Raw genomic sequence first — 23,868 nt, 5'->3', positions numbered from 1 at the left:
TTTAAAGTCCTCTCTCACTTTTCGTGAAAATATATGTTAAGCTATGTCTAGTAAGAGGAGGATCCATATGCTTGTAAAAGAAGAAAAAATCCTACAAACCTATTTTGGCTACGAGACGTTTCGCCCCGGGCAAAAAGAAACAATCGATCATGTCATCCATTTAAACAATACACTTGCTGTCATGCCAACTGGTGGCGGTAAGTCACTATGCTACCAGATCCCTGGCATGTCCATGGAAGGAACAGCAATTATTATCTCTCCGTTAATATCGCTAATGAAGGATCAGGTGGACGCATTAAACGCCTTAGGAATTGCTGCTACATATATTAATAGTTCGTTGCCAGCAGGTGAACAACAAGCCCGCTTGCGCGATATCAAAGCCCGCAGATATAAATTCGTCTATGTTGCGCCAGAGCGATTTGAATCCGGGTTATTTGTCAATACCATTAAATCGATTCCACTATCATTGGTTGCTTTCGATGAGGCCCATTGTATCTCACAATGGGGACATGATTTCAGACCGAGCTATCGTTCCATTGTACCCAATTTGAAAAGGTTATCGAATATCCCTGTTTTTGTTGCGTTGACCGCTACCGCAACGGCTGAAGTAATTTCAGATATCAAAGCATTATTAAATATTAACAACGATCACGTTATCAACACTGGTTTTGAACGAGAAAATTTATCGTTCCATATTGTGAAAGGAAAAGATAAGCCGACGTATATCCGATCCTTCTTAAATGAACATCCAGATGAATCCGGCATTATTTATACTGCAACACGAAAACAGGCAGACGGATTGTATGAACAACTTTCCAAGCGTGGGATTACCGTTGCCAAATACCATGCTGGATTATCAGAGGAAGAACGCATACAAGCCCAAGCTGCTTTTATTCATGATGAAAAAGCGGTCATGATCGCAACCAATGCATTTGGTATGGGAATAGATAAATCGAACGTGCGCTATGTGATCCATTATGCGATGCCAATGAATATTGAATCCTATTACCAGGAAGCTGGTCGTGCGGGCCGTGATGGGGAACAAAGTGACTGTATTTTGTTATTTTCACCTCAAGACGTGCAATTACAGAAGTTTTTGATTGAACAATCCCTCATCGAGGACGAAGATAAAAAGCAAAGTGAATACCGGAAACTGCAGGCAATGATTAACTATTGTCATACCCATAGCTGTTTAACCGCTTTTATTTTGAATTACTTCGAGGATACGACTACCGCGGCCAATTGTGGTCGCTGCAGTAATTGTATCAATCGCCAGGAAAAAATGGACATCACCGAGGAAGCACAAATGATCTTATCTTGTGTGAAGCGGATGGATGAGCGTTATGGTGTTGGAATGACTGCGAAGGTTTTAAAAGGATCAAAGGATAAAAAGATCAGACAGTTTAACTTAACTGCGATCTCTACATTCGGTATTTTATCCGCCTATACCGAAAAGGAGCTCACTGAATGGATCCATTTTCTCATTGCAGAACAGTTACTAGCTACTGAGGAAGGTAAATATCCAACCTTAAAATTGAATCTAAACTCTGTGGACGTTCTAAAGGGAAAGCGGACCGTCTGGATGTATACGGCGCCTATTCCAACCAGTGAAGAAGCTGATTATCATGAAGACCTATTCGCATCATTACGAGCCTTGCGTAAACAACTTGCTGACGATAGAAACGTTCCACCTTACGTCTTGTTTTCTGATGCAACATTAAAAGAATTAAGCCGTTATATTCCGATTACAAAGGATGATATGCTGGACATTAAAGGCGTCGGTGAGAAGAAGTATGAACAATTTGGCGCAGACTTTCTGCATGTAATCAAAACATGGCGCGGGGAGCACCCCGATGTAAAAGAAAAAATCCGAATTGCTGATTCTCCCACACCAAAGCGAAAGAAAACAGCAGATGACCGACCAAGTCATTTGATCAGTTACCAAATGTTTCAATCAGGAAAGTCCATGAAAGATATCGCAGTGATTCGTGAGATGTCAAAACAGACAATTGAGAGTCATATTTTCAAAGCATTCAAGGACGGGCATCCGATCGCATGGCCAATCTTTTTTAACGAGGAAGAAGAAGCCAAAGTATTAGCAGCACGCGAGACGATTGATGAACCGCGGTTAAAAACCTTAAAAGAAGCACTACCTGATGGTTATGATTATACAAAAATTAAAGCAGTCTTGGTTAAAAATGAATTGATGTAAGCATTGGGGACAGTCCCCCACCACTTTAGCGTAGTGGGGGACTGTCCCCATATGTGTTATTTTATATTCAATGCCCATGTTCCATTACGGAATACAGCTTCTGTTGTTCCATCTGCTTTGACACCGTCGATATCGAGGTTTTCGGAACCGATCATGAAATCAACGTGTATCAGGCTATCATTCACACCGTGTTTATCCAATTGCACTGAATCCATTGCCGATCCGCCTTCCAGATTGGTCGGGTATGCTTTTCCTAATGCAATGTGACAGGAAGCATTTTCGTCAAATAATGTGTTATAGAAAATTAAGCCCGATTGGGATACCGGAGATTCATGTGGTACAAGTGCGACTTCACCTAAACGAGGAGCACCTTCATCTGCATCAAGCAAATGTTTTAGTATTTCTTCCCCTTGTTCCGCTTTAAAGTCAACTGCCTTTCCGTCCTTGAAAGTTAAGCTAAAATTATCAATTAAGCTGCCGCCATAATTAAGTGGCTTCGTACTGGAAACTGTTCCATTTACACCATATTTGTGTGGAAGCGTAAATACTTCTTCCGTTGGCATATTCGGATTAAAGGTAACACCGCCTTCACTCTCTGCAGATCCGCCCTTCCAAATATGACCTTCAGGCAGCTCTATTTCAAGGTCCGTTCCAGGTGCTTTATATACTAACTTTTTATAGTTTTTCTTATTTAACACTTCACGTGCTATCCTTAGTGTTTCGTTATGTGCATCCCAAGCTGCAATCGGATCATCCTGGTCAACACGAACAATTTTTACAATAGCTTCCCAAAGACTTGCAATCGCATCCTCACGTGATTTTTCCGGGAAAATTTTCTGTGACCAATCACCAGTCGGAATGGAGATAATCGACCAGGCGATTTTATCATTCATCGTATATTTCCGGAAATTAGACATTGCTTGCGCAGATGCTTTGTTTGCCTTAGCCACTCTGGTCGGATCAATATTCTGGAGTAAATCCGGGTTGGTTGAACGAATGCTCAATACGGCTGCCCCATCCTCTGCATATGAATCATGTAACATCACTTTCCAATCCGGATAGTTTTCAATTACTTCGTCTGGCGCATTTTCATATTTTAACAAAGTTAACTCATCATCAACCCAGTTAATATGTACGTCTTTTGCCCCCATTTCATAAGCTTTACGGACAACTATTTTCGTGAAATCCGCTCCTTCAATTGGAGCATTGATCATTAATGCCTGGTTCTTTTGCAAATTCACTCCGGTACGTAGTGCCAATGCTGCATACTTTTCCTGTGTTTGTTGATCTGCCATCATCTTACCTCCAAGTTTATTTTTTATCTATCGTTATTATTTCATAAAGATGCCCAAATTACCAAATTATTTGCTATTTGGAAAAAATCACCTTCTTCCTTAAAAACAGGGGACTGCTGATCCATGTTTACGGGTGCAACATAGTGTGTTACTATTGTATTAGGTTACTTTTTGTAATCACAATAGCTGAAAGTTATCACTAAATCCGAAAGCTAATCTAAATAGACTGGGGTGATGATCATGGAGAATAACTTATGTCCCCGTTTTGAAAAAGCGATGGAGCTTATTAGTAAACGCTGGGTAGGGCTTATTTTATCTGAGCTGCTTCAAGGCACAAAACGTTTTTCAGAAATGGAAGCCGATTTGCCTATTAGCGGAAGATTGCTCTCTGATCGTTTAAAGATGCTCGAAAAGGAAGAAATTGTTATCCGAAATGTTTATTCGGAGTTTCCGGTTCGTATCGAATATATATTATCCGATAAAGGCAAAGCACTCGAACCCGTTATTAATGCGTTACAGGTTTGGGCAGACAGTCATGTTGAATTAAATGAATCAGTTAAATAAGCGTTACTTTGCCTTAAGAGCTGTTATACACGTTAACAGCTCTTTGTTTTTTTATAAACTGTAGCATGACATATGCCGCTACCCTACTTGTCATATTCTTGATTTTATTCATGCGTTACCCCGCCTTTAGTCAAATTTTGACGTACATCGCTTTCCCTCGCTTCCTTCAACCAATTGGAGATATTTTCAATATCTGTCGAAAATACACGATCCTTTATGATCCGTGGTACAATCCTTCTTGCCTGCTGGTAAAATTCCTTTGTAGCTGTCGCCATACCTTCTAGACCGCGATATTCGACAGCTTGCATGGCACAAATCAACTCAATTGCTACCACACGCCTTGTATTGGTAAGCATGCTTAATGCATGTCTTGCAGCGATCGTTCCCATACTGACATGATCTTCCTGATTTGCCGATGAAGGAATAGAATCAACACTCGCTGGATGGGCCAGTGTCTTGTTTTCTGATACAAGTGATGCTGCGCTATATTGCATGATCATCGCACCAGATTCCAGACCAGGATTCGGGCTTAAAAATGGAGGTAGATCATTTAGCTGCGGATTAACCAATCGTTCAATTCGTCGTTCTGAAATACTTGCCGTTTCAGCAATCCCTAATTTGATAAAGTCCATCGCAAAAGCAATTGGCTGTCCGTGAAAATTACCACCGGAAATTACCTTGTTTTCCTCAGAAAATATAAGCGGATTATCTGTTACCGCATTGATTTCTGTTTCCAGTTTTTCTTTCGCATATAAGACAGACTGCCAGCATGCACCGAGCACTTGTGGGATACACCTTAATGAGTAAGCATCTTGTACACGAATTTCTCCCTGTCTGGTTGTCAGCTCACTGTCATGTAAAATGTAAGCTATTCTTTCTGCCACATCGATCTGTTCCTGGTGCCCGCGAATGCGGTGTAGATCTGGATCAAAAGCATCCATAATTCCTTGCAGGCCCTCCACCGTCATGGCTGCGGTAAGTTCACTTTGATGGAGCAGCTTTTCCATTTCCAAATATGTCACAACCCCAACAGCAGTCATTGCTTGCGTACCATTAATCAATGCCAATCCTTCTTTCGCTTTTAATGTTAATGGCGTTATGCTGATTTCAGTTAAGACTTCCAGCGTTGGTAGGCGTTCCCCATGATAGAAAACTTCTCCCTCCCCCATTAAGGCTAATGCCAAATGGGAGAGGGGAGCCAGGTCACCACTTGCCCCCAGGGAACCTTGCTGGGGAATGACTGGATGAATTCCTGCATTGACAAATTCAATTAATTGATTGACTAACTGTGGGCGAACGCCAGAGTAGCCTTGTATTAACGCATTGGCACGCAATAAAAGCATTGTCCGGCTAATCACTTCAGAAAAAGGTTCACCCACTCCACAGGCATGGGAATGAATCAGGTTCAACTGCAAGTCATCCAAATCCGCATCTTCAATCACGACATCACTGAACTTGCCAAATCCTGTATTGATTCCATACATTGTTCTCTTTTGGGCAATTAAATGCGCTACTGTATTTCGATTTGCTTGCACTTTTGCAACAGCTTCTCTTGATAATGTAACCTGCTCCTGCTTCCAGACAACGCGCTCCACCTCGTCCAGTGTTAATGCTTTGCCGGTTAATATAACCATATTGCACCTCCACAGTATTGATTTAGCATAATAAAGCAGACAAATGAAAAGGAGGCAATGGTTTTAAACCATGCCTCCTGCATATTTGGTATAGATGATATAAATATTTCTTTTATGATGAATCATATAAACACCTCAGACAATTCAGTTTCCCTCGCACATTAATTGTAAGCGCTCTCTATTAATTACGCAACTAAAAAACACTGTTAAAAACAATCGGGCTTGTACGGGCAGTTATCTCCCACCTAAAATTTTCGGTTTCCCTATATTTTGGAGGTGGGGGTTTTACTGCCCGCCAAACTGCGAAAAACAGTGTTTCAAATTGACCCTTTTCGTATACTTTATTGTGATAGATATAAACTTCGACATCATTGGAATGTTAATTTCCGCTACTGGCAGTCGCTTTCCGCGGGCAACGCTTCAGCTTCCTTGGAAGCCAACCCCACTTCCTGCGAGCCCGCGGAAAGCGAAGTGTATTTCCGAAGCGGTAAAATAAAGAGACCCAAAAAGCAACAACCTTTTATAAAACAGCTTTCTTAGTTAAGCATCTTGATCGGAATCATGATCTTCTCGACCCCAATATTCAATCCCATCCTGATTATCTAATATATCACGGTAAAACACGGGATCTTTTCCAGCTTTTCGTTGTTCCCGGTAATCCTGCAACACTCGATTTGCAATTTTAAATAGCTTGGTTATTGCGTACAAGTTAATTAATGCCATGATAGCCATTGTAATATCTGCCAACGCCCAAACGAAATCAAAGCTGGCAATTGAACCAAACACTACCATTGCCAATACTGCTAAGCGATAAATCAGTAGACTGGTTTTGCTTTCCTTGATATAACCAATATTGTTTTCTCCGTAATAATAGTTTCCTAAAACAGAACTGAATGCAAATAAGAAGATAGCTACTGCAATAAAAATACCAGCCCAATCACCAATGTGATAAGCAAATGCATTTTGTGTGATTTGGATACCATCTGCTTCACTGCCTTCATACCCACCTGCAGCGATGACGATAAATGCTGTCGCACTACAAATAAGAATCGTATCGAAAAATACCCCAAAGGCCTGAATTAACCCTTGTTTAGCAGGGTGCGTGACCTCAGCAGTTGCGGCAGCGTTCGGGGCGCTACCCATACCAGCCTCATTGGAGAAGAGCCCACGCTTAATCCCCATCATGATTGCTGCACCGAAGCCACCACCAGCAACTTCACGAAAACCAAATGCATTGGAAAATATAAATGAGATCATTTGCGGAACATCAGCAATGTTTGCAATGAGTACAAAAAGTGCTAAAAAGATGTAAAGAATAGCCATCACTGGAACAATAATTTGCGTCACATTGGCAATACTTTTTAAACCGCCGAATATAATTGCTGCTGTTAACACAACCAGAAATGCTGCGATTAATTTTGTATTAATACCAAATTGGCCTTCAAACGCCAGACTAATGGTGTTTGCCTGCACCGAATTAAATACGAGCCCGTATGTAAGTGTAATCGTTACAGCAAACACAACTCCTAACCAGCGTTTCTTCAGTCCCTTTTCCATATAATAAGCAGGACCGCCACGATACTGATTTTTTTCCGGTACTTTATAGACCTGGGCTAGCGTACTTTCCACAAATCCTGAAGCTGCACCCAAGAGCGCGATGACCCACATCCAAAATACAGCACCAGGACCACCAAGTGCTACTGCTGAAGCAACACCGGCTAAGTTACCAGTCCCTACTCTTGATGCAGCACTAATAGCAAAAGCCTGAAAAGAGGATGTTCCTTTTTTCCCTTTTGCACTAACAGCCCTTTTATCAAAGATAACCCGAAACATCTCCGGGAAGTTTCTAAACTGAACAAAATCCGTCTTGATCGTAAACCATAGTCCTAAACCAACTAGGACAATAATTAAAATATACGTATATAAAAAGTCACTTATACTCTCTGCTATACCTAACATGTTCATTGCTCCTGTCTTCCTCTCTTAACGGAATGCCTTTTTATTTCTTTTCCCCATTCCAATGATTGTTACCCACGATGCCATGGAAAATCAGTTCCAAATTCGGCAGCCATCTCTTTGGATTGTTTACGTCGTTCATTTCGATATTCTGCCCGGACAGGTGCCCGATCGTGTAGCATTTTCTCATGTTCTGACTCTGGATAAACCGGTGGAACGGATATAGGTTTTCCCTGATCATTAACCGCTACAAATGTTAAAAAAGCTGTCGCACACACTTGTCTGCTTCCTGTTTGCAAATCCTCTGCAACAGCTTTAACAAAAACCTCCATCGATGTATGGTGCGTCCAGGTTACAAAGGACTCGAGACAAATCGAATGTCCTTCTTTTACTGGCGCCAAAAAATCAACGGAATCCGTAGAAGCAGTTACTACCTGTTTTCTGGCGTGTCTTTCTGCCGCAATCGCCGCTACATCATCAATGTGCGCCATTAATTTCCCACCAAATAATGTACCGTGTGCGTTTGTATCCGGTGGCAGCACATGGGATGTCTTGACAGTTAGTGAATAAGCACAGGCCTTTTTTTCCATCGTTGCACTCCTCCTATTATCTGTTTGAAAAAGCGTAATTACAATACAGGTGAAATTAATCGTGAAATAGATTCTTTGAAACGGATCCCAAGTGATCGTTTCTCATAAAGTTTTTTTGTCATTTGTGTTGATTGGGAAGCATCTAAAATAAATGCATCGACCAAGCGTTGTGTAATTTCCTTATCATATAAAAAGGCATTCACTTCAAAATTTAAACGAAAACTGCGCACATCAATATTCGCTGTACCTACCGAGGCTATTTTCCCGTCTACGACAATTGTCTTGGCATGTAGGAACCCACCTTGATAAACATAAACATCCGCGCCCGCTTCCAATAAATCACCAATATAAGATAATGTTGCCCAATAAACAAATGGATGATCAGGTTTGTTCGGAATCATTATTTTAACATCTACCCCAGATAATGTAGCAATTCTAAGTGCATCCCTTAAACTTTCATCCGGGATAAAATAAGGGGTCTGAATGTACACAAATTCTTTAGCAGACATAATCATTTTGATATAACCATGTTTAATTTGCTCCCAATCAGAATCGGGGCCACTGGAGACAATCTGTACACCAACATCGCCTTTAGGTAAAGCATTATAATAACGATCCTCATAGACAATATGATCACGTGATGCCTGATTCCAGTCAAGAATAAATCTGGTTTGCATGTTACGAACAGCATCCCCATCGATCCTCAAATGTGTGTCCCGCCAATAGCCAAACTTTTTCGTCACGCCGAGGTATTCATCCCCAATATTAAAACCGCCGATATAACCAATCTGCCCATCAATGATTGCCAATTTACGATGATTGCGGTAATTAATTTTGAAGTTTATCTTTGGTATTTTCGGCGGAAAAAATGCTTCTACCAAAGCACCCGAGTTTCGGATGCTGCGAATATATTTACGTTTTAATCCTCGTGATCCCATGTCATCATAAATCAGCCGTACTTCCACACCCTCACTTGCCTTCTTGATGAGCACATTTGCTATACGTTTCCCTAACTCATCATCACGGATAATGTAATACAATAAATGAATATGATCTGTCGCGTTTTCCAGATCGCGGATTAGTGCGTCGAACTTCTCTTCACCATCCGTAAAAATCTCTACCTGATTATCCTGCGTATAAATAGCGTCATCACTGCGCAAATGCAAATAAAAAAGATCTTCATATTCCGCAATTTCCTGATGCTTAAACGTAAAACTGCCTTCTTCCAATGCTCTTAGCTGTGACTGAACAGCTTTTTTTACACCTAACCTGCTTTTCGTATCCCAAGTGAAAATACGTCGGTTACTGATCGGTTTGCCGAATATTAAGTAAAGAAAGAACCCTGCTATCGGAATAAAAAGCAAGACCATCAGCCATGCCCATGTTGCACTTGCATCCTTTCGTTCCAGAAAAATAATAGAAATACCTAAAGTAATATTAAATACAATAAAAAAGACCAATATATAGGGCAGTATTTCCACTATAAAATCTCCCTCCCGGAAACCATCCTTATTGTTCACGTATGATCAAACATCAATACTGTATTTTATAACAAATATAACAGAAAGTGAAGTTTCATTCAGTGGGAGGTTTATTTTTCCTTTTTCTCCACTGAATGTTAGTTAAGCCAATCTACCTTGTGCGGTCAGTTACACCTCATACATTTTTCTGAATCCCCAATATTTTTGAGGTGGAGGTTTTACTGACCACCAAACTGCGATAAAGTCGAGTTCCAAGCATACCGTTCGAGTTGAAGATTTTCCCATGTATATAGGTTCATCCCCTTTTTAAAGTAAAAGAAAACACGTCTGTTCTTTTAGTTCCCTTCGACAGACGTGTTTTATCCACTATTATTATAAGTTATTTAATGCCTGATCCAGATCTGCCCAAATATCTTCCCACGCTTCAAGCCCAACCGATAAACGCAGAAGCTGATCCGTTATTTTCATTTCTTTTCTTGATGCTTCCGGAACGATTGCATGTGTCATTGTTGCTGGATGCTCAATCAATGTTTCTGCGTCTCCTAAGCTAACGGCAATTTTTAAAAACGACAGATTGTTTAATAATGCCTGCGCATCTTCTTTTGTTCCGTTAATGTCAAACGCAATCACCCCGCCACCGCGTTTCATTTGCCGCTTACGGATCGGATAATCCGGATGACTTGCATCATTCGGATAGTAGACATTTGCGACTTTCGGGTGATTTTTTAGCTTTTCGAAGACTTTCTCTGCGTTGTCACAATGCCGATCAAGTCTTATCGGTAACGTCTTTAATCCCCGGATTAACAACCAGGCATCAAATGGCGAAATGATGCCACCAATATCCTTTTGTGTTGTCATCTGAACCCCATCAAGAAAGTCCTTTTTTCCAACGACTAAGCCCGCAATCACATCACCATGTCCACCAATATATTTTGTTGCACTGTGGAGTACAACATCACACCCCAGATCAAGCGGGCGCTGTAAATAGGGTGACGAGAATGTATTATCAACCACAACGGGTATGGCAAATTCCTTAGCAACTTCCGCAACCATTTCCAGATCAATCAATTTCATCGTTGGATTGATCGGTGTTTCCACATAAATACATGCTGTTTCCGGTTTGATCATTGCACGTACTTCTTCTTTCGTTTCCATTGTTGAAAAGTCATGTGAAATATTATATTTTTCCTGCATCATTGTTAATAATCCAAATGTACAGCCATATAGCCCCGATGAGCAGACGATATGATCGTTTGCCTTGGTCAATGCAATTAACACTGCCGAAACTGCTGCCATACCTGATCCAAAAGCAAGTCCGCGCTCCCCATTTTCGAGTGCCGCAATCCGTTCCTCCAATACACGTACTGTCGGGTTGCCTAACCTGGAATAAATATAACCTGCTTCTTCCCCAGCAAATCGCCGTTCTCCTTGTTCCGCAGATTCAAATGTATAGGTAGATGTTTGAAATAATGGTGTCGCTAAGCTACCTAACATTTCCTTTGCATCGTAGCCTTCATGAATAACCGTTGTTTCAAAATGCTTATGTTTCTTTGACATGAAAAAGACCTCCCCATTCCACAATATCCATACTTGTTCTAGCTATATTATAAGCTATTCCACTTCTACTTGAAAGCGTATACAATAATTCGCCAAGCTTGATCTTTGCTTTATTCATTTATTTCTTCTAGAATTAGCTTATTTATCGCAGTTTGGTGGGCAGTAAAATCCCCACCTCAAATATAAGGGGGGGCAACATGAATAGCAATCAAGAAAAAATTGGTATTATTTATACAATAGGTGCCTACATATTATGGGGATTTCTACCAATCTATTGGAAGTTTATCGATTCTGTTTCACCTGGAGAAATATTGGCTAATCGGATTGTTTGGTCGTTTGTATTTATGATTGTCATCGTCCTGTTCACCCGTAATTGGCACGGGTTTATCAAGGAATGCAAACAGATTATCAAAGACAAAAAGGCACTGATTGGTATTTCCCTTGCGTCTATTTTAATCAGCCTGAACTGGCTCACTTATATATGGGCTGTAAATACCGATCATGTAATCCAGGCAAGCCTGGGTTATTATATTAATCCATTGATCAGCATTTTACTCGGTATGATTATTTTAAAGGAAAAACTGACTAGAAATCAGTCATTCTCTTTTGTGCTTGCAGGAATCGGCGTCCTTTACCTGACATTCAATTTTGGTGTATTTCCATGGATCTCTTTTCTTTTGGCATTTACATTTGGATTTTATGGTTTATTGAAAAAGATGGTCAATGTCAGTGCAATGTTTGGTTTAACGATAGAAACAATGATTGTTACCCCAATTGCGCTTATTTATCTTGCCGCATTACCGGAAAACGCCTTTACATTTGGGAATATAACGACTGCCACCAATCTGTTATTAGTCGGGGCTGGAGTTGCTACCGCAATTCCATTACTCTTATTTGCAAGTGGGGCAAAACAGATTCCCTTAGCAATGCTCGGCTTTTTACAATATATTGCGCCAACCATCATGCTGCTTCTTGGGGTATTCCTTTATAATGAAGCCTTTACCCAAGCGCACCTTATTGCGTTTATATTTATCTGGTCCGCATTAATCATCTATATGCTATCTTCCTATAAAAAACCGATAAGGGTGAAAAGGGACAATGCATATAAAGCAGACTAAAATTGACAAATACGCCTTGATAGAGCCTTTTCATTAATTTTGTCGCTTTGTATTATCGCATTTATATAAACTGCGACGTAATTAGGCTTTCTATTTCATCGCTCCGGAAATACATTTCGCTTTCCGCGGGCTCGCGCTGAGCCTCCTCGCAAAAAACGCTGCGGGGTCTCATCGTCTTCGCTTTCCCGCAGGAGTCTACATGTATTTCCTCCACTAACATGGTGTTTAGCAATAGTACTAGATAACCCGTTCCCACTATTATGATGGTTGTTTGAAGCGGAGGACCGTTGACTCCTGCGGGAACAGCACGTGTCTGAAGACCCCGCAGAGTGGGCTTCTCGAGGAGGCTGAAGCCGGGCCCGCGGAAAGCAACGGTCCGCAGCTGATAACAACCTCACGCATACGTCGCAGTTTTTATCTTTTGTGTAAAAAACAATCCTTTATTTCACAAGGTTGTCAAGGGAAGTTTTAGAAACATTCTAGGTTTAACTCATCTAACCCTTTGAACGTATTTTAATGGTGCGAAAATTAAGTTAGTAACGCCGCAAATATAATTTGTTTTCAGAATAGACTTGACAGAATGAATACTAAGTATTATACTCGGTATTAATTAAAAATTGAATCTCTTATCAAGAGCGGTGGAGGGAATAGGCCCTTTGAAGCCCGGCAACCTTAAAGCGATCTAGCCATTGTTTTTTCGGTGCCAAATCCTACAGATCAATCATGATCTGGAAGATAAGGGGAGGATCGTTACATATAACACCCTCTTCTTAGGAAGGGGGTGTTTTGTTTACCCTCTTCATCCAGACGAATAAAGGCACTACCTGCAATTGCAGAGCAAAAACACAGGGAGGAATTTATTTATGTCACAATTCAATTTTCACAATCCAGAAACAGTACTACTTCATGGAGGGCAAGTACCAGATCCAACAACAGGCTCAAGAGCTGTTCCAATCTATCAAACTACTTCATATGTTTTTCGCGACACGGAACATGCACAAAACCTATTTGGTCTAGCTGAACCAGGAAATATTTATACTCGGATTATGAATCCAACTGTCGATGCCTTTGAACAACGCATTGCCCATTTAGAAGACGGGGTTGCCGCAGTTGCAACTGCTTCCGGCATGGCTGCCATTACATTAGCCATTTTAAATATTGCTGGTGCAGGCGATGAAATTGTCGCCGACAGTAATTTGTATGGTGGGACCTATAACCTCTTCGCACATACATTGCCGCGTTATGGCATTGATGTCAAATTTGTCGATGGTACAAAACCAGAAGCAATTAAAGCAGCGATTACAGATAAAACAAAGGCGATTTTTGGTGAAACGATTACCAACCCTAGCCTGAATGTGTTTGATATAGAAACGATTGGGAAAATTGCACACGAAAACGATATTCCATTAATTATCGACAATACCTTTGCAACACCCTATGGTACAAAACCACTAACTTGGGGTGCGGACATTGTCGTACATTCTGCAACGAAATGGATCGGCGGACATGGAACGACAATCGGTGGCGTCGTTGTCGATGGTGGCCGTTTTAATTGGGGTAACGGACGTTTCCCTGGTTTTACAGAACCCGATGAAAGCTATAATGGGCTTCACTATGTCGATGTAGGTGATGCGGCATTTGCAACGAAACTACGGGTGCAGCTACTACGAGATATTGGTCCATCTTTAAGTCCACAAAGTGCATTTCTATTACTGCAAGGTTTAGAAACGCTACATTTACGTGTGGAACGTCATAATGAGAACGCAAAACAAGTGGCAAGCTACTTGCAAAGTCATCCAGCAGTGGAATGGGTAAACTTCCCTGGTTTAGAAGATCATCCATCACATGCACTTGCGAAGAAATATTTAGCTAATGGCTTCGGATCGATTATCACCTTTGGCATCAAAGGCGGGCGCGAAGCAGGGAGAAAATTAATTGATGGGGTTAAACTTTGGTCACACGTTGCCAACGTTGGGGATGCGAAATCATTAATCATCCACCCAGCTTCAACCACACATCAGCAACTAAGTGCTGAAGACTTGGTAAAAAGCGGCGTTTCCGAATCATTGATCCGCTTATCCGTTGGAATTGAAACACCAAAGGACATCTTAGCTGATTTAGATCAGGCAATTGCTGGCGCAACGGATGAGAGGCCAGTGCTTGAAACAACAGAAGAAGATGCCATTTCATGGTTACTCTCTTCCCCATTCGAACGTCAAGACGGGGGAATTCGGAAAAAGGTTATCGCAGCTATCGGACTGGAAGTAGCGACACATGATTTCACACAACAAGTGAATGATCTGAAAGCGCTCGGTTTCCAAGTTGTTACCGTTAATAAGGAAAATCCGTTAGCATCTATTGAAGGTGACGTTGACGCAGTTTGGGTCGATAACCAGGTTATATCGTCTGCAATCATTGAACAATTGGCGAACAAACAGGGGAAAATTCTATGGGTGGAAGAACCTGAGGCAAATAGCGAAACAGTAAGTAACGCAAAAGCAGCAGATATCACTGTCATTTCTGGGAAAAGCTTATATTATGAAACAATCCGTTTAAGAAACAATCAATCTACTGCAATTCCTTTGGAAGTGTAAATTTTTAATCTGACCTGAAAAGGAGTGGAATCGCACCTACATCCACTCCTTTTTTAAAGGCTCTTTCCCCTAAGATGGGGACTGTACCAAAGGTTTGTCCCACCGAATAGATTCGTTATTTTTTACACAAAGTCAAAACCTATGACGTAACATGTCGCTTCGGAAATACACTACGCTTTCCGCGGGCTCGCGATGAGCCTCCACACTCGCAAAGAACGCTCACTGCGGTGTCTCATCGTCTTCGCTTTCCCGCAGGAGTCTACGTATATTTCCTCCGCTGGTATTGTGCTTTGCAACTTCATTACGTTTATTGCCTGATTTTCTCAAACAATATATGTGATCGTTGATTGGAGCGGAGGGCAGTCGACTCCTGCGGGAAAAGCAACAGCTGAAAATCCCGGAGGAAGCGGGCGATGAGGGCCGACTAAAACCGTCCTTTGCGGACAACGTCGGCATACCCCTTGCCGGGGCAAGGAAGTTTGAAGCGTTGCCTGCGGAAAGCGACTGACCGCAGCGGAAATCAACATGCTCTTATGTCACAATTTCTATCAATATGAAAATTAAAAAGCAACACAACTTGCGAAAAAAGCCTTTTTAAAATTATTCGGAGGTGTCGTATTGAAACCCATTCATGTTGCCTTATTAGGGCTTGGCACAGTTGGAGAAGGTGTCTATCAAACGATTCAAACACATCAAGATCGCCTGCAACAGGTAACTGGGAGACCTGTCCATATCTCTGCAATATTGATTGAACATCCGGATAAGTACACCCATCTGGATAAAGAGATTACAATCACAACCGATATCCAGACCATTTTGCAAAATCCGGATATTGATGTTGTTTTCGAAGCAATCGTTGGCATTGAGCCCGCATTTTCTTATTTAAAACAATGTATTATTGCAGGCAAAAGTATTATTACTGCAAACAAAGAAATGTTTGCCCGCCATGGTTTTGAACTAAAACAACTTGCTCAAAAGCATGACACAACGCTCGGATATGATGCAACAACAGCTGGCGGGATTCCCATCATCCAAACGATTCAACAGCTACTGCAAGTGAATCAAATTCACAAAATACAAGGTATATTAAATGGAACCAGTAATTACATTTTAACGGAAATGCGTGAACAGCATACTTCCTTTGAAATCGCGCTTGAGCAAGCACAAACGTTAGGATATGCCGAAGCTGATCCAACCAATGATATCGAAGGATATGATGCACTTTATAAATTGATGATTTTAAGTGAGCTTACTTTTGGCGAACAACCTGATTGGGCGGATATAAAACGGATAGGGATCTCTGATATTTCTGCAGCAGATCTTGCCAACAGCCAAACCGCAGAGGAAAAAATAAAACATATTGCAACAATCCAGCAAATTGAAGGAAAATTACATGCAGCTGTTGAACCGATTTCCGTAACTACCACGCATCCTTTATACGCCATTGAGGGTGTTGATAATGCTGTATATATTGAAACAGATCTAATTGGTAATTTAACATTAACTGGACCAGGTGCAGGTGCGTTACCGACCGCAAGTGCCATGTTAGAAGATTTCTGTACCTTATTTTCAAAAAAGATATCTACTATTAATAAAGTTCTTGCTTAATTTAGGTTTAAATTCACTTGAAAACGGAAAAAATAGAAGTAACCCCTTTTTTTAAAAATCGCCTAATAAAAGGCGATTTTTTTATTCTACGCTTATGTGTGGACCGTTTTGCTTTTAGATCGTGAATAATTCTGTTATAAATGATAAGAATTACTTTCAGATTTATAGAATACATGAGACAATTTACTGTATCAATGTATATAATATATCAGCATAGGTGTGGTACACATGAAAAAGATTGTGATATACGTTGCATTACTCCTGCTTGTGATAGGAATAGCTATTATTTTCATTATAAATCAGCCGGGTACAACACCCGATAAACCATTAGATCAAGCTGAAAACAAACCAGAAAAAACGGAACAAGCGATGGAAGCTGACAAACCGAAGAAGGATAAAGAAACGGCGAAAGATGACGATACAGAGAAAAGGCAAATCTCTGATGTCCTTTCAGATGCTGTTCAAGGAACAGTCGACTACTTTTCCAATAAAGAAACACATGTTACCGCCGTTGGGGATTCGCTAACGCAAGGCGTCGGTGACAGTCAGGGAGAAGGTGGCTATGTTGGCATATTGGATCGAACTGTCAACGAAAAAAGCCAACTCGTTCATTTTGATAACTATGGCGTGCGTGGCAACCGCACCGATCAGCTACTGAACCGGCTTGATGATGAAGCTGTTTCCAGCGCTATTAAAGATTCCGATATTGTTTTGATAACAATTGGCGCTAATGATATTATGAAAGTCGTCAAAGAAAATATTACCGATTTGTCTTTTAAAGATTTTGTAAAAGAACGAGTTGGCTATGAACAAAGACTCCGGGATATCTTTAATAAAATCCAGGAACTAAATCCCAACACGGAAATTTATCTAATTGGTTTCTATAATCCTTTTGGAAAATATTTTGAGGATATTGATGAACTGGATACCATTGTCAAAGAGTGGAATAATATTGGAACAGCGATTACTGCTGATTATGAAGGAGCCACATTTATTCCAATCGATGATTTATTTAGTGATCCGGATACGGATGAAGAATTGTTCGCAGACGATAATTTCCATCCGAATGATCTAGGTTATAAACGAATGGCAAAAAGGGTTTTATCCTATTTAACTAATAATGAAGGATGAGGTACATGTCCGAACGTAAAGATAGAATCAAACATAAAACGAAGTGGAAGCAATTTTTTTACACATTATTGGTCGTAGACATCATTGTGCTGGTGGTGCTTTTGGGGCTGATTTTTTGGCCGGTATCTGAAACTGAAAGAGCGGCACCAAAAGAGCCAGACGAACAGGAAAGCTCCGAATTTGTCGTGCGAACTACGAAGGAAAATTTAAATGAGCTTGTCAACGCCTACATCCATCAACTATTGAGAGGCACAAAACACGACTATAGTGTTTCCTTGGAAGGGGATGACGTTCATTTGATCGGGGAATTACCGGTATTCTCCAGTACTGTACCATTATCTATCCACCTAGATCCGCAGGTTCAGGATAATGGTGATGTGATATTGAAACAGAAATCTATTTCCATCGGGTTATTGGAATTACCCAATAAGAAAATAATGGAATACTTGAAGAAATATTTACCAATGCCAGAATGGGTGACCGTCGATCCTAAAAAAGAGGAAATTTATGTTGCAGTGACAAAAATGGATATACGCAGTAACTTTGAAGTTGCAGTAGAACAATTTGATCTTGAAAACAATGACATTGCCATTAAAATCCGAATTCCTTACAGTACACTGGGCATTGAGCCCGACCTTGATGTCAGACCTGAGGTAAACTGAGGCAATTAAAAAACAGATCCATCCACAAATGTGAATGGGTCTGTTTATTTAATGACAAACCGCTTTACCTTTGATGATATTAAAAATATAAATGATTGCTTAGGAACGGTTTGGTTGCCCTTCACTAGTTTTCTTTCATGAGATACCCGGTGAACTTGATAATCCTTGAGTTTACCTTCATATATCAACTGCATTCCTTCATGCATACGAATGTCAGTTGGCGTGGTGAAGCAAGCTGGTTTAGAAATATTAAAGTGCTCTGAATCCCTTAACATCATTGCAACAAATTGCGAACAAAAGTAGGCATGTTTTCGATTGATTTCAATTTGCAGCAAAACACCGATAAGACCTATAAAATTATATTTATAATTGCTCTGATCTGCTTCGATTTCTTTAATGTTATTTAAAATAGATGTACATTCCTGCTCCGTAAACGTATAGCTGTAGATAGCACAATTAGAATTTTTCAGGAAATCACTGCGAATATCTTCTTTAACAAAGCCACCGATAAAAGGATTTCTCGGTTGTTTGCGTCCAAAGCTGTATACTTCAGACAATTCCGAGTCAAAGCTGATGGATACATGATTTAAAGTTTGCCTTGTACAGTAATTAATCGCTTTGGATAAATAAGTTCCCGTGTCAGTAAAGAGAAAATATATTGTTCTGTCCTCCATCTGTTCCCTCCCCCAATCTTCATGTTCTGAGGTGATGCTTTATTGTTACATATTTTCGTAAAAAAATATAGTCTTTTTTCTACTATTGCAAAGATTTCCCAATAAAACAAGCTGATTTCTAATATTTTACATGGATTTTATTCTGATGGGAAAGTTTGACTATAGATATCTGTAGAAATAAGCTTAGGTTAAGCCTCTTTTCATAAAAGCAAAACGGATACCTTTAAGCATTCGGTACCTGACGCCAGTACTGACGGTTTTTTTCATCACGTACGACATAACCCATTTTCGCAAGTTCATTTCGTAGGTCCGCTATTTCTTCCTTGTTTTTCTCTTTTAATGCCTTTTCCCTTGCTCTCATAACCGCATTGGCAGAGGAAGAAATAGCCGGATCATCCGGTATCCAGCGTCGATACAAATCCATGTATGGATCACCTTCTGTGACCTCAGGATAACGGTACTGTTCAAAGCCACTCTTGACCTTTACTGGAGATTCATCGATTGTCCCTCGCGCGAGTTCATAGCCGGAGTCACCAAGAATAACCAGTTGTTTGCCATCTAAAAAAATAGTCTGGACATCCTTTCGATCGATTGTTTGTGTGTGACCATCTTTGTCCAGTTGTACTTCCCTACCTGTAATTGTAATAATTAGGGTCTCTCTTATGGAAATATTAGCGACAACCAATCCTGCGACTAACCCCAGTAATGTTAAGGCAATTCCCACCCATGATCCATCAATCGAATGGATCAGTCTCATAGGTCCCTCAAAAGGTACCCAAGGAAATTTTAAGGCGAATGTTACAATTTGTGGGATGAAATAGCCCAATACAAGTCCCACAAAGCCAAATCCTCCATACAAAAGGATTCCCGTAGCTGTAGAAAAACCGATAACTATTTTAGGTTCGCTTGACCATTGTGAATCTCTCATCTAAGTTACACCTCCACTGGAAGCTTCCGCATTTCCTGCACTCCCCTTTACTGCCCTTTCAACAATGCGTACAAGCTCGCCACTATATGTCTCCAGGTCCATTTCTTTTGTTATAGAAGCATTAAACATATATTCACCGATTGCACCTTGTATCATATTCGCCATTACACTAATATTGAACTCTCCAAAGATACCTTGTTTTTGCCCCTCATGCAGTATTTGCCTAAGTTCCTCCATGATTGCGTCTACTTCATCATCATTCACCTTATAGTATGGGATATTATCCGGAGTCCTGGCATTAAAGAAAATTTCTATTAAAGCTGCATTATGCGCGTGGTGTGTTCCTTGATATGCTAGACTGGCGACAATAAAGGCATTTAATTTCTCTTGTGGCATCTGTTCCCGACCAACTCTTTCTAATATATATGACGTAGATTCCTCCACAAGTTTCATTAACAAATGATTCATCAGATCCTCTTTATCTGCAAAATGATATGAAATGAGTGCCGTGCTTATTCTCGCTCTTTTTGCAATCTGAGCAAGACTGGATTTCAGGTATCCAATTTCATCCAGGGTTTTGATTGCTGCATCAACAATTTGTTCCCTCCTGGCTTCAGCGATAAACGATTGTCCCCCGGTTGATTTATTGTCATCCATCATTAACCCCCCCTTTATTGGTCACTCAACCAATTATTTGATCAAGTAATCAATTTAATTTTAACATCTGACATAATGATGGTCAATAGCATCATTCCATCCATTTATCTACAATTTACGAAAATTCAGCTTAGACAATCGTTCTTTTCCCTTAAGTTGACCGTTTTACATTGACGAAACCCCTTAAATACCGTAAGCTATCATTGAATGCAATTTATTTATTGGAGGATACAAGATACATGATAAATGTGACAGATGTTAGTTTACGTTTTGGTGATAAGAAATTATTTGAAGATGTTAATATAAAATTTACTGCTGGTAACTGTTATGGCTTAATTGGTGCGAATGGCGCTGGTAAGTCTACTTTTCTTAAAGTGTTATCAGGTGAAATAGATACACAATCCGGCACCGTTTCCCTTTCCCCAGGCGAACGGCTTGCTGTTCTGAAACAGGATCATTTTGCTTATGAAGATCGACAAGTACTTGATACCGTATTAATGGGCCATGAAACGTTATATAAAGTAAAACAGGAGAAAGACGAGATCTATATGAAACCGGACTTCTCAGAAGAAGACGGTATGCGTGCTGCAGAGCTTGAAGGTGAATTTGCCGAAATGAATGGTTGGGAAGCAGAGTCTGATGCAGCTGTTTTGTTAAAAGGACTTGGAATTGAGGAATCCCTTCACATGCTCAATATGGGTGAATTATCCGGTGACCAAAAGGTAAAGGTATTACTTGCACAAGCATTATTTGGTAACCCGGATATTCTACTGCTGGATGAGCCGACAAACGGACTGGATATCCAAGCAATTCAATGGCTGGAAGACTTTTTGATTAACTTTAAAAATACGGTTATTGTTGTTTCCCATGACCGTCACTTTTTAAATAAAGTATGCACCCATATCGCAGATGTTGACTACGGGAAAATCCAGGTTTATATCGGAAATTATGATTTCTGGTATGAATCAAGCCAATTGGCATCGCAAATGGCACAAGATGAAAATAAGAAAAAAGAAGAGAAAATCAAAGACTTACAAGCATTTATTGCTCGTTTTAGTGCCAATGCATCAAAGTCCAAACAAGCAACGTCACGGAAGAAACTGTTGGATAACATTACATTGGATGATATTAAACCATCTTCACGTAAATACCCTTACATCGCTTTCACACCAGAACGCGAAATCGGTAATGACTTATTGCGTGTCCAAGGATTAACCAAAACAATTGGCGGTAAAAAAGTGCTCGACAATGTAAGCTTTATCGTGAACAAGGATGATAAAATTGCATTCGTCGGTAAAAACGATATTGCAAAAACAACCCTATTCAAAATTATCATGGGTGAAATGGAAGCAGATGCCGGGACTTATTCATGGGGCGTCACAACATCCCAGTCATATTTTCCGAAAGACAATGCACCCTACTTTGAAAACAATGAACTGCCTTTAGTAGATTGGTTACGCCAATATTCACCAGAAGATCAAACAGAAACATTCCTACGCGGATTTTTAGGCAGGATGTTGTTCTCAGGTGAAGAAGCACTTAAAAAAGCGAATGTTTTATCCGGTGGGGAGAAAGTTCGTTGCATGTTATCTAAAATGATGCTCAGCAATGCGAATGTACTGTTGCTAGATGAACCAACAAACCACTTGGATCTGGAGTCGATTACTTCGCTGAACAACGGTCTTATGAAATTTAAAGGGTCCATCCTGTTTACATCGCATGACCATCAGTTTATCAACAGTATTGCAAATCGACTGATTGAAATTACACCAAATGGTCTGATCGATAAAGAGACCAGCTATGATGAGTATGTAAGTGATAGGAAATTACAGAAACAAATCGAAGAAATGTATGCAAGTTAGTAACGCAAATTGAAAGTGGTGTTCTCCTTTATAAGAAGTACGCCACTTTTTTATCTTTCTTTATTAGAAGGTTTACTGTGTATGAGAAACTGCCCATAATTTATCTAAGTCATATTTTAACTTTCATCGATTAGAAAGGGCTTTAATTGTTGGATAATTATCTTAGAGAGTTCTTCATATCCTTTATCGTTGGGATGAACCATATCAACCCAAATATCTTTATCCCGCGATAAACCCTTGGTGTTTACTTTAATGATCGATTCCTGCTTAATGGACATATTCCATAACTTAAATAGTACTGTTGTAAACCCAAAATATTGATAATTTTCATCCAGGCTATTATATAAACTATTCACGATAATCGCGGCGGAAGGATTAAGTTCTTTAATATGCGCAATAATTGCTTCCAGGTTACGGTTATAATTTTTGCGGATCCTAAATATATTTAAAACAATCTCTTTCGGCCCCCCTTTTTTAAAGCGTCTTATTAAATCATTCCCTCCGATATTAATCAAAACAATATTGGTCTTGGACACTACGGATCGTACTTCTTCATTCCGTTCAATGTTATTTAATAACCCCTTTGACGTTAGATTATCTATGCCTTTATTGATAATATCTACATCTCCATATTCAGATTCAAAAAACTGCTTTAAATGAGATGTTAATCCAGTCAAGTCCCAAATCCTGTGTAAATTAGTTTTACAATGTTAACCGATCAGGTGGCATATTATATAATCAAAATTACAAAGCACTGAGATAAATAACGCTAATCCACAATTTGATATGGAGGGGCGAGTGTGATAGCCTGTTTCGGCATAGCCAGGTTGTACTTTTACCTGGCTTCTGGGTAATGAAATCACACTCGCTAGAGGCTCCATGTCAAATTACCCCGATTTAAAAAACAATATGAATAAGGCAACATATATGAGTGCTTTATAATTTTATGAATTTTACTGGTTTCTTTCATAAATATATCTTTTGTTTCCTGGATCAAGGGATTCATCTAAATCCAGCAATACAGCACCTATTAATCTGAACGCGGAATCTTGATTTGGAAATATTCTAATGACATGTTCTCTTCTTCTTATTTCACTATTTAGCCTTTCCAATACATTGGTGGTGCGGATATGTTTATGCGTATTTTTCGGTTCAACATAAAATTGAATGGCATCTTCATAACCACCATCTAACGTTTTAATTACCTTCTCAAATCGTTTATCATCCTCATATTTTTCAATGAATTCGTCTTTAAGCGTTCTGGATATCTCTCCTGTTGCAGCTCTGAATATTTCCTTTAGGTGTTCTCTTGCTTTTTGGGTATTCTTTTTCGGCATCGTCTCCA

General features: G+C 40.0%; 20 protein-coding genes and 1 riboswitch. Of the genes, 8 read left to right on the top strand and 12 right to left on the bottom strand.

Going from position 1 to position 23,868, the window contains the following annotated elements; translation table 11 throughout:
• Positions 1-67: 67 nt before the first annotated feature.
• Complete coding sequence (gene recQ / locus JOC34_RS17285) at positions 68-2,212, top strand: DNA helicase RecQ (RefSeq protein WP_205138037.1); 2,145 nt, start codon at positions 68-70, stop codon at positions 2,210-2,212.
• Positions 2,213-2,268: 56 nt separating this feature from the next.
• Here recQ and JOC34_RS17280 read toward each other — a convergent pair whose 3' ends face one another.
• Entirely contained in the window at positions 2,269-3,507 is a 1,239-nt protein-coding gene (locus tag JOC34_RS17280) for an aminopeptidase (protein WP_205138036.1), read from the bottom strand.
• A gap of 240 nt (positions 3,508-3,747) precedes the next feature.
• Between JOC34_RS17280 and JOC34_RS17275 the strand changes: the two genes are divergently transcribed.
• Complete coding sequence (locus tag JOC34_RS17275) at positions 3,748-4,071, top strand: winged helix-turn-helix transcriptional regulator (RefSeq protein ID WP_275577715.1); 324 nt, start codon at positions 3,748-3,750, stop codon at positions 4,069-4,071.
• A 104-nt stretch (positions 4,072-4,175) separates the two neighbouring features.
• Here the strand turns inward: JOC34_RS17275 and hutH are convergent, their stop codons facing one another.
• The 6 genes from hutH to JOC34_RS22035 all read right to left on the bottom strand — a co-directional run bounded on the left by hutH (position 4,176) and on the right by JOC34_RS22035 (position 11,407).
• Entirely contained in the window at positions 4,176-5,705 is a 1,530-nt protein-coding gene (gene hutH / locus JOC34_RS17270) for a histidine ammonia-lyase (RefSeq protein ID WP_205138035.1), read from the bottom strand.
• A 540-nt stretch (positions 5,706-6,245) separates the two neighbouring features.
• Positions 6,246-7,664, bottom strand: coding sequence for an alanine/glycine:cation symporter family protein (locus tag JOC34_RS17265; RefSeq protein ID WP_205138034.1), 1,419 nt, complete (start codon positions 7,662-7,664; stop codon positions 6,246-6,248).
• 68 nt (positions 7,665-7,732) lie between these two features.
• On the bottom strand, positions 7,733-8,251 hold the full coding sequence (locus JOC34_RS17260) for an acyl-CoA thioesterase (protein ID WP_205138033.1): 519 nt from the start codon (positions 8,249-8,251) through the stop codon (positions 7,733-7,735).
• 38 nt (positions 8,252-8,289) lie between these two features.
• A complete protein-coding gene (gene cls, locus JOC34_RS17255) occupies positions 8,290-9,732 on the bottom strand; it encodes a cardiolipin synthase (protein ID WP_205138032.1) in 1,443 nt (480 codons plus the stop codon).
• Positions 9,733-10,104: 372 nt separating this feature from the next.
• Positions 10,105-11,289, bottom strand: a complete 1,185-nt coding sequence (gene megL, locus JOC34_RS17250) for a methionine gamma-lyase (protein WP_205138031.1) — start codon at positions 11,287-11,289, stop codon at positions 10,105-10,107.
• Positions 11,273-11,407 carry a hypothetical protein gene (locus JOC34_RS22035; protein WP_275577714.1) on the bottom strand — a complete coding sequence of 45 codons (135 nt, stop codon included), beginning with the start codon at positions 11,405-11,407 and terminating at the stop codon, positions 11,273-11,275. Before JOC34_RS22035 ends, megL begins: the two co-directional genes overlap by 17 nt.
• A gap of 79 nt (positions 11,408-11,486) precedes the next feature.
• Between JOC34_RS22035 and rarD the strand changes: the two genes are divergently transcribed.
• From rarD to JOC34_RS17225, 5 genes are all read left to right on the top strand, one after another.
• Positions 11,487-12,407, top strand: a complete 921-nt coding sequence (gene rarD / locus JOC34_RS17245; protein ID WP_205138030.1) for an EamA family transporter RarD — start codon at positions 11,487-11,489, stop codon at positions 12,405-12,407.
• Positions 12,408-13,030: 623 nt separating this feature from the next.
• Positions 13,031-13,149, top strand: a riboswitch (SAM riboswitch).
• Positions 13,150-13,270: 121 nt separating this feature from the next.
• Positions 13,271-15,001 (top strand): O-acetylhomoserine aminocarboxypropyltransferase/cysteine synthase family protein, encoded by a 1,731-nt coding sequence (locus tag JOC34_RS17240; RefSeq protein WP_205138029.1) that lies wholly within the window; start codon positions 13,271-13,273, stop codon positions 14,999-15,001.
• A 618-nt stretch (positions 15,002-15,619) separates the two neighbouring features.
• Complete coding sequence (locus tag JOC34_RS17235) at positions 15,620-16,609, top strand: homoserine dehydrogenase (RefSeq protein WP_205138028.1); 990 nt, start codon at positions 15,620-15,622, stop codon at positions 16,607-16,609.
• A gap of 228 nt (positions 16,610-16,837) precedes the next feature.
• Positions 16,838-17,740: an SGNH/GDSL hydrolase family protein gene (locus tag JOC34_RS17230; protein WP_205138027.1), complete on the top strand. Its 903-nt coding sequence runs from the start codon at positions 16,838-16,840 to the stop codon at positions 17,738-17,740.
• A gap of 5 nt (positions 17,741-17,745) precedes the next feature.
• Positions 17,746-18,402 (top strand): YpmS family protein, encoded by a 657-nt coding sequence (locus tag JOC34_RS17225; protein WP_205138026.1) that lies wholly within the window; start codon positions 17,746-17,748, stop codon positions 18,400-18,402.
• Between the two features lie 44 nt (positions 18,403-18,446).
• Here JOC34_RS17225 and JOC34_RS17220 read toward each other — a convergent pair whose 3' ends face one another.
• The 3 genes from JOC34_RS17220 to JOC34_RS17210 all read right to left on the bottom strand — a co-directional run bounded on the left by JOC34_RS17220 (position 18,447) and on the right by JOC34_RS17210 (position 20,661).
• Positions 18,447-19,076: a hypothetical protein gene (locus tag JOC34_RS17220; protein ID WP_205138025.1), complete on the bottom strand. Its 630-nt coding sequence runs from the start codon at positions 19,074-19,076 to the stop codon at positions 18,447-18,449.
• Positions 19,077-19,299: 223 nt separating this feature from the next.
• Positions 19,300-20,004 carry a YqeB family protein gene (locus JOC34_RS17215; protein WP_205138024.1) on the bottom strand — a complete coding sequence of 235 codons (705 nt, stop codon included), beginning with the start codon at positions 20,002-20,004 and terminating at the stop codon, positions 19,300-19,302.
• Positions 20,005-20,661 carry a TetR/AcrR family transcriptional regulator gene (locus JOC34_RS17210; RefSeq protein WP_205138023.1) on the bottom strand — a complete coding sequence of 219 codons (657 nt, stop codon included), beginning with the start codon at positions 20,659-20,661 and terminating at the stop codon, positions 20,005-20,007. It lies immediately after the preceding gene.
• A gap of 239 nt (positions 20,662-20,900) precedes the next feature.
• On the opposite strand from JOC34_RS17210, the gene JOC34_RS17205 reads away from it, so the two are divergent.
• Positions 20,901-22,523: an ABC-F family ATP-binding cassette domain-containing protein gene (locus JOC34_RS17205; protein WP_205138022.1), complete on the top strand. Its 1,623-nt coding sequence runs from the start codon at positions 20,901-20,903 to the stop codon at positions 22,521-22,523.
• A gap of 116 nt (positions 22,524-22,639) precedes the next feature.
• Here the strand turns inward: JOC34_RS17205 and JOC34_RS17200 are convergent, their stop codons facing one another.
• Together JOC34_RS17200 and JOC34_RS17195 are read right to left on the bottom strand one after the other, a co-directional pair.
• On the bottom strand, positions 22,640-23,200 hold the full coding sequence (locus tag JOC34_RS17200) for an SGNH/GDSL hydrolase family protein (protein ID WP_205138021.1): 561 nt from the start codon (positions 23,198-23,200) through the stop codon (positions 22,640-22,642).
• Between the two features lie 276 nt (positions 23,201-23,476).
• Positions 23,477-23,868, bottom strand: a 392-nt coding sequence (locus tag JOC34_RS17195) for a transposase (protein WP_205138020.1), incomplete at its 5' end; no start/stop codon positions are given.

Source organism: Virgibacillus halotolerans, assembly GCF_016908515.1.
Lineage (GTDB): Bacteria > Bacillota > Bacilli > Bacillales > Amphibacillaceae > Virgibacillus_M > Virgibacillus_M halotolerans.
Note: the sequence above shows the minus strand (reverse complement) of the source record. Positions and strands in the feature narration are given on the sequence as shown.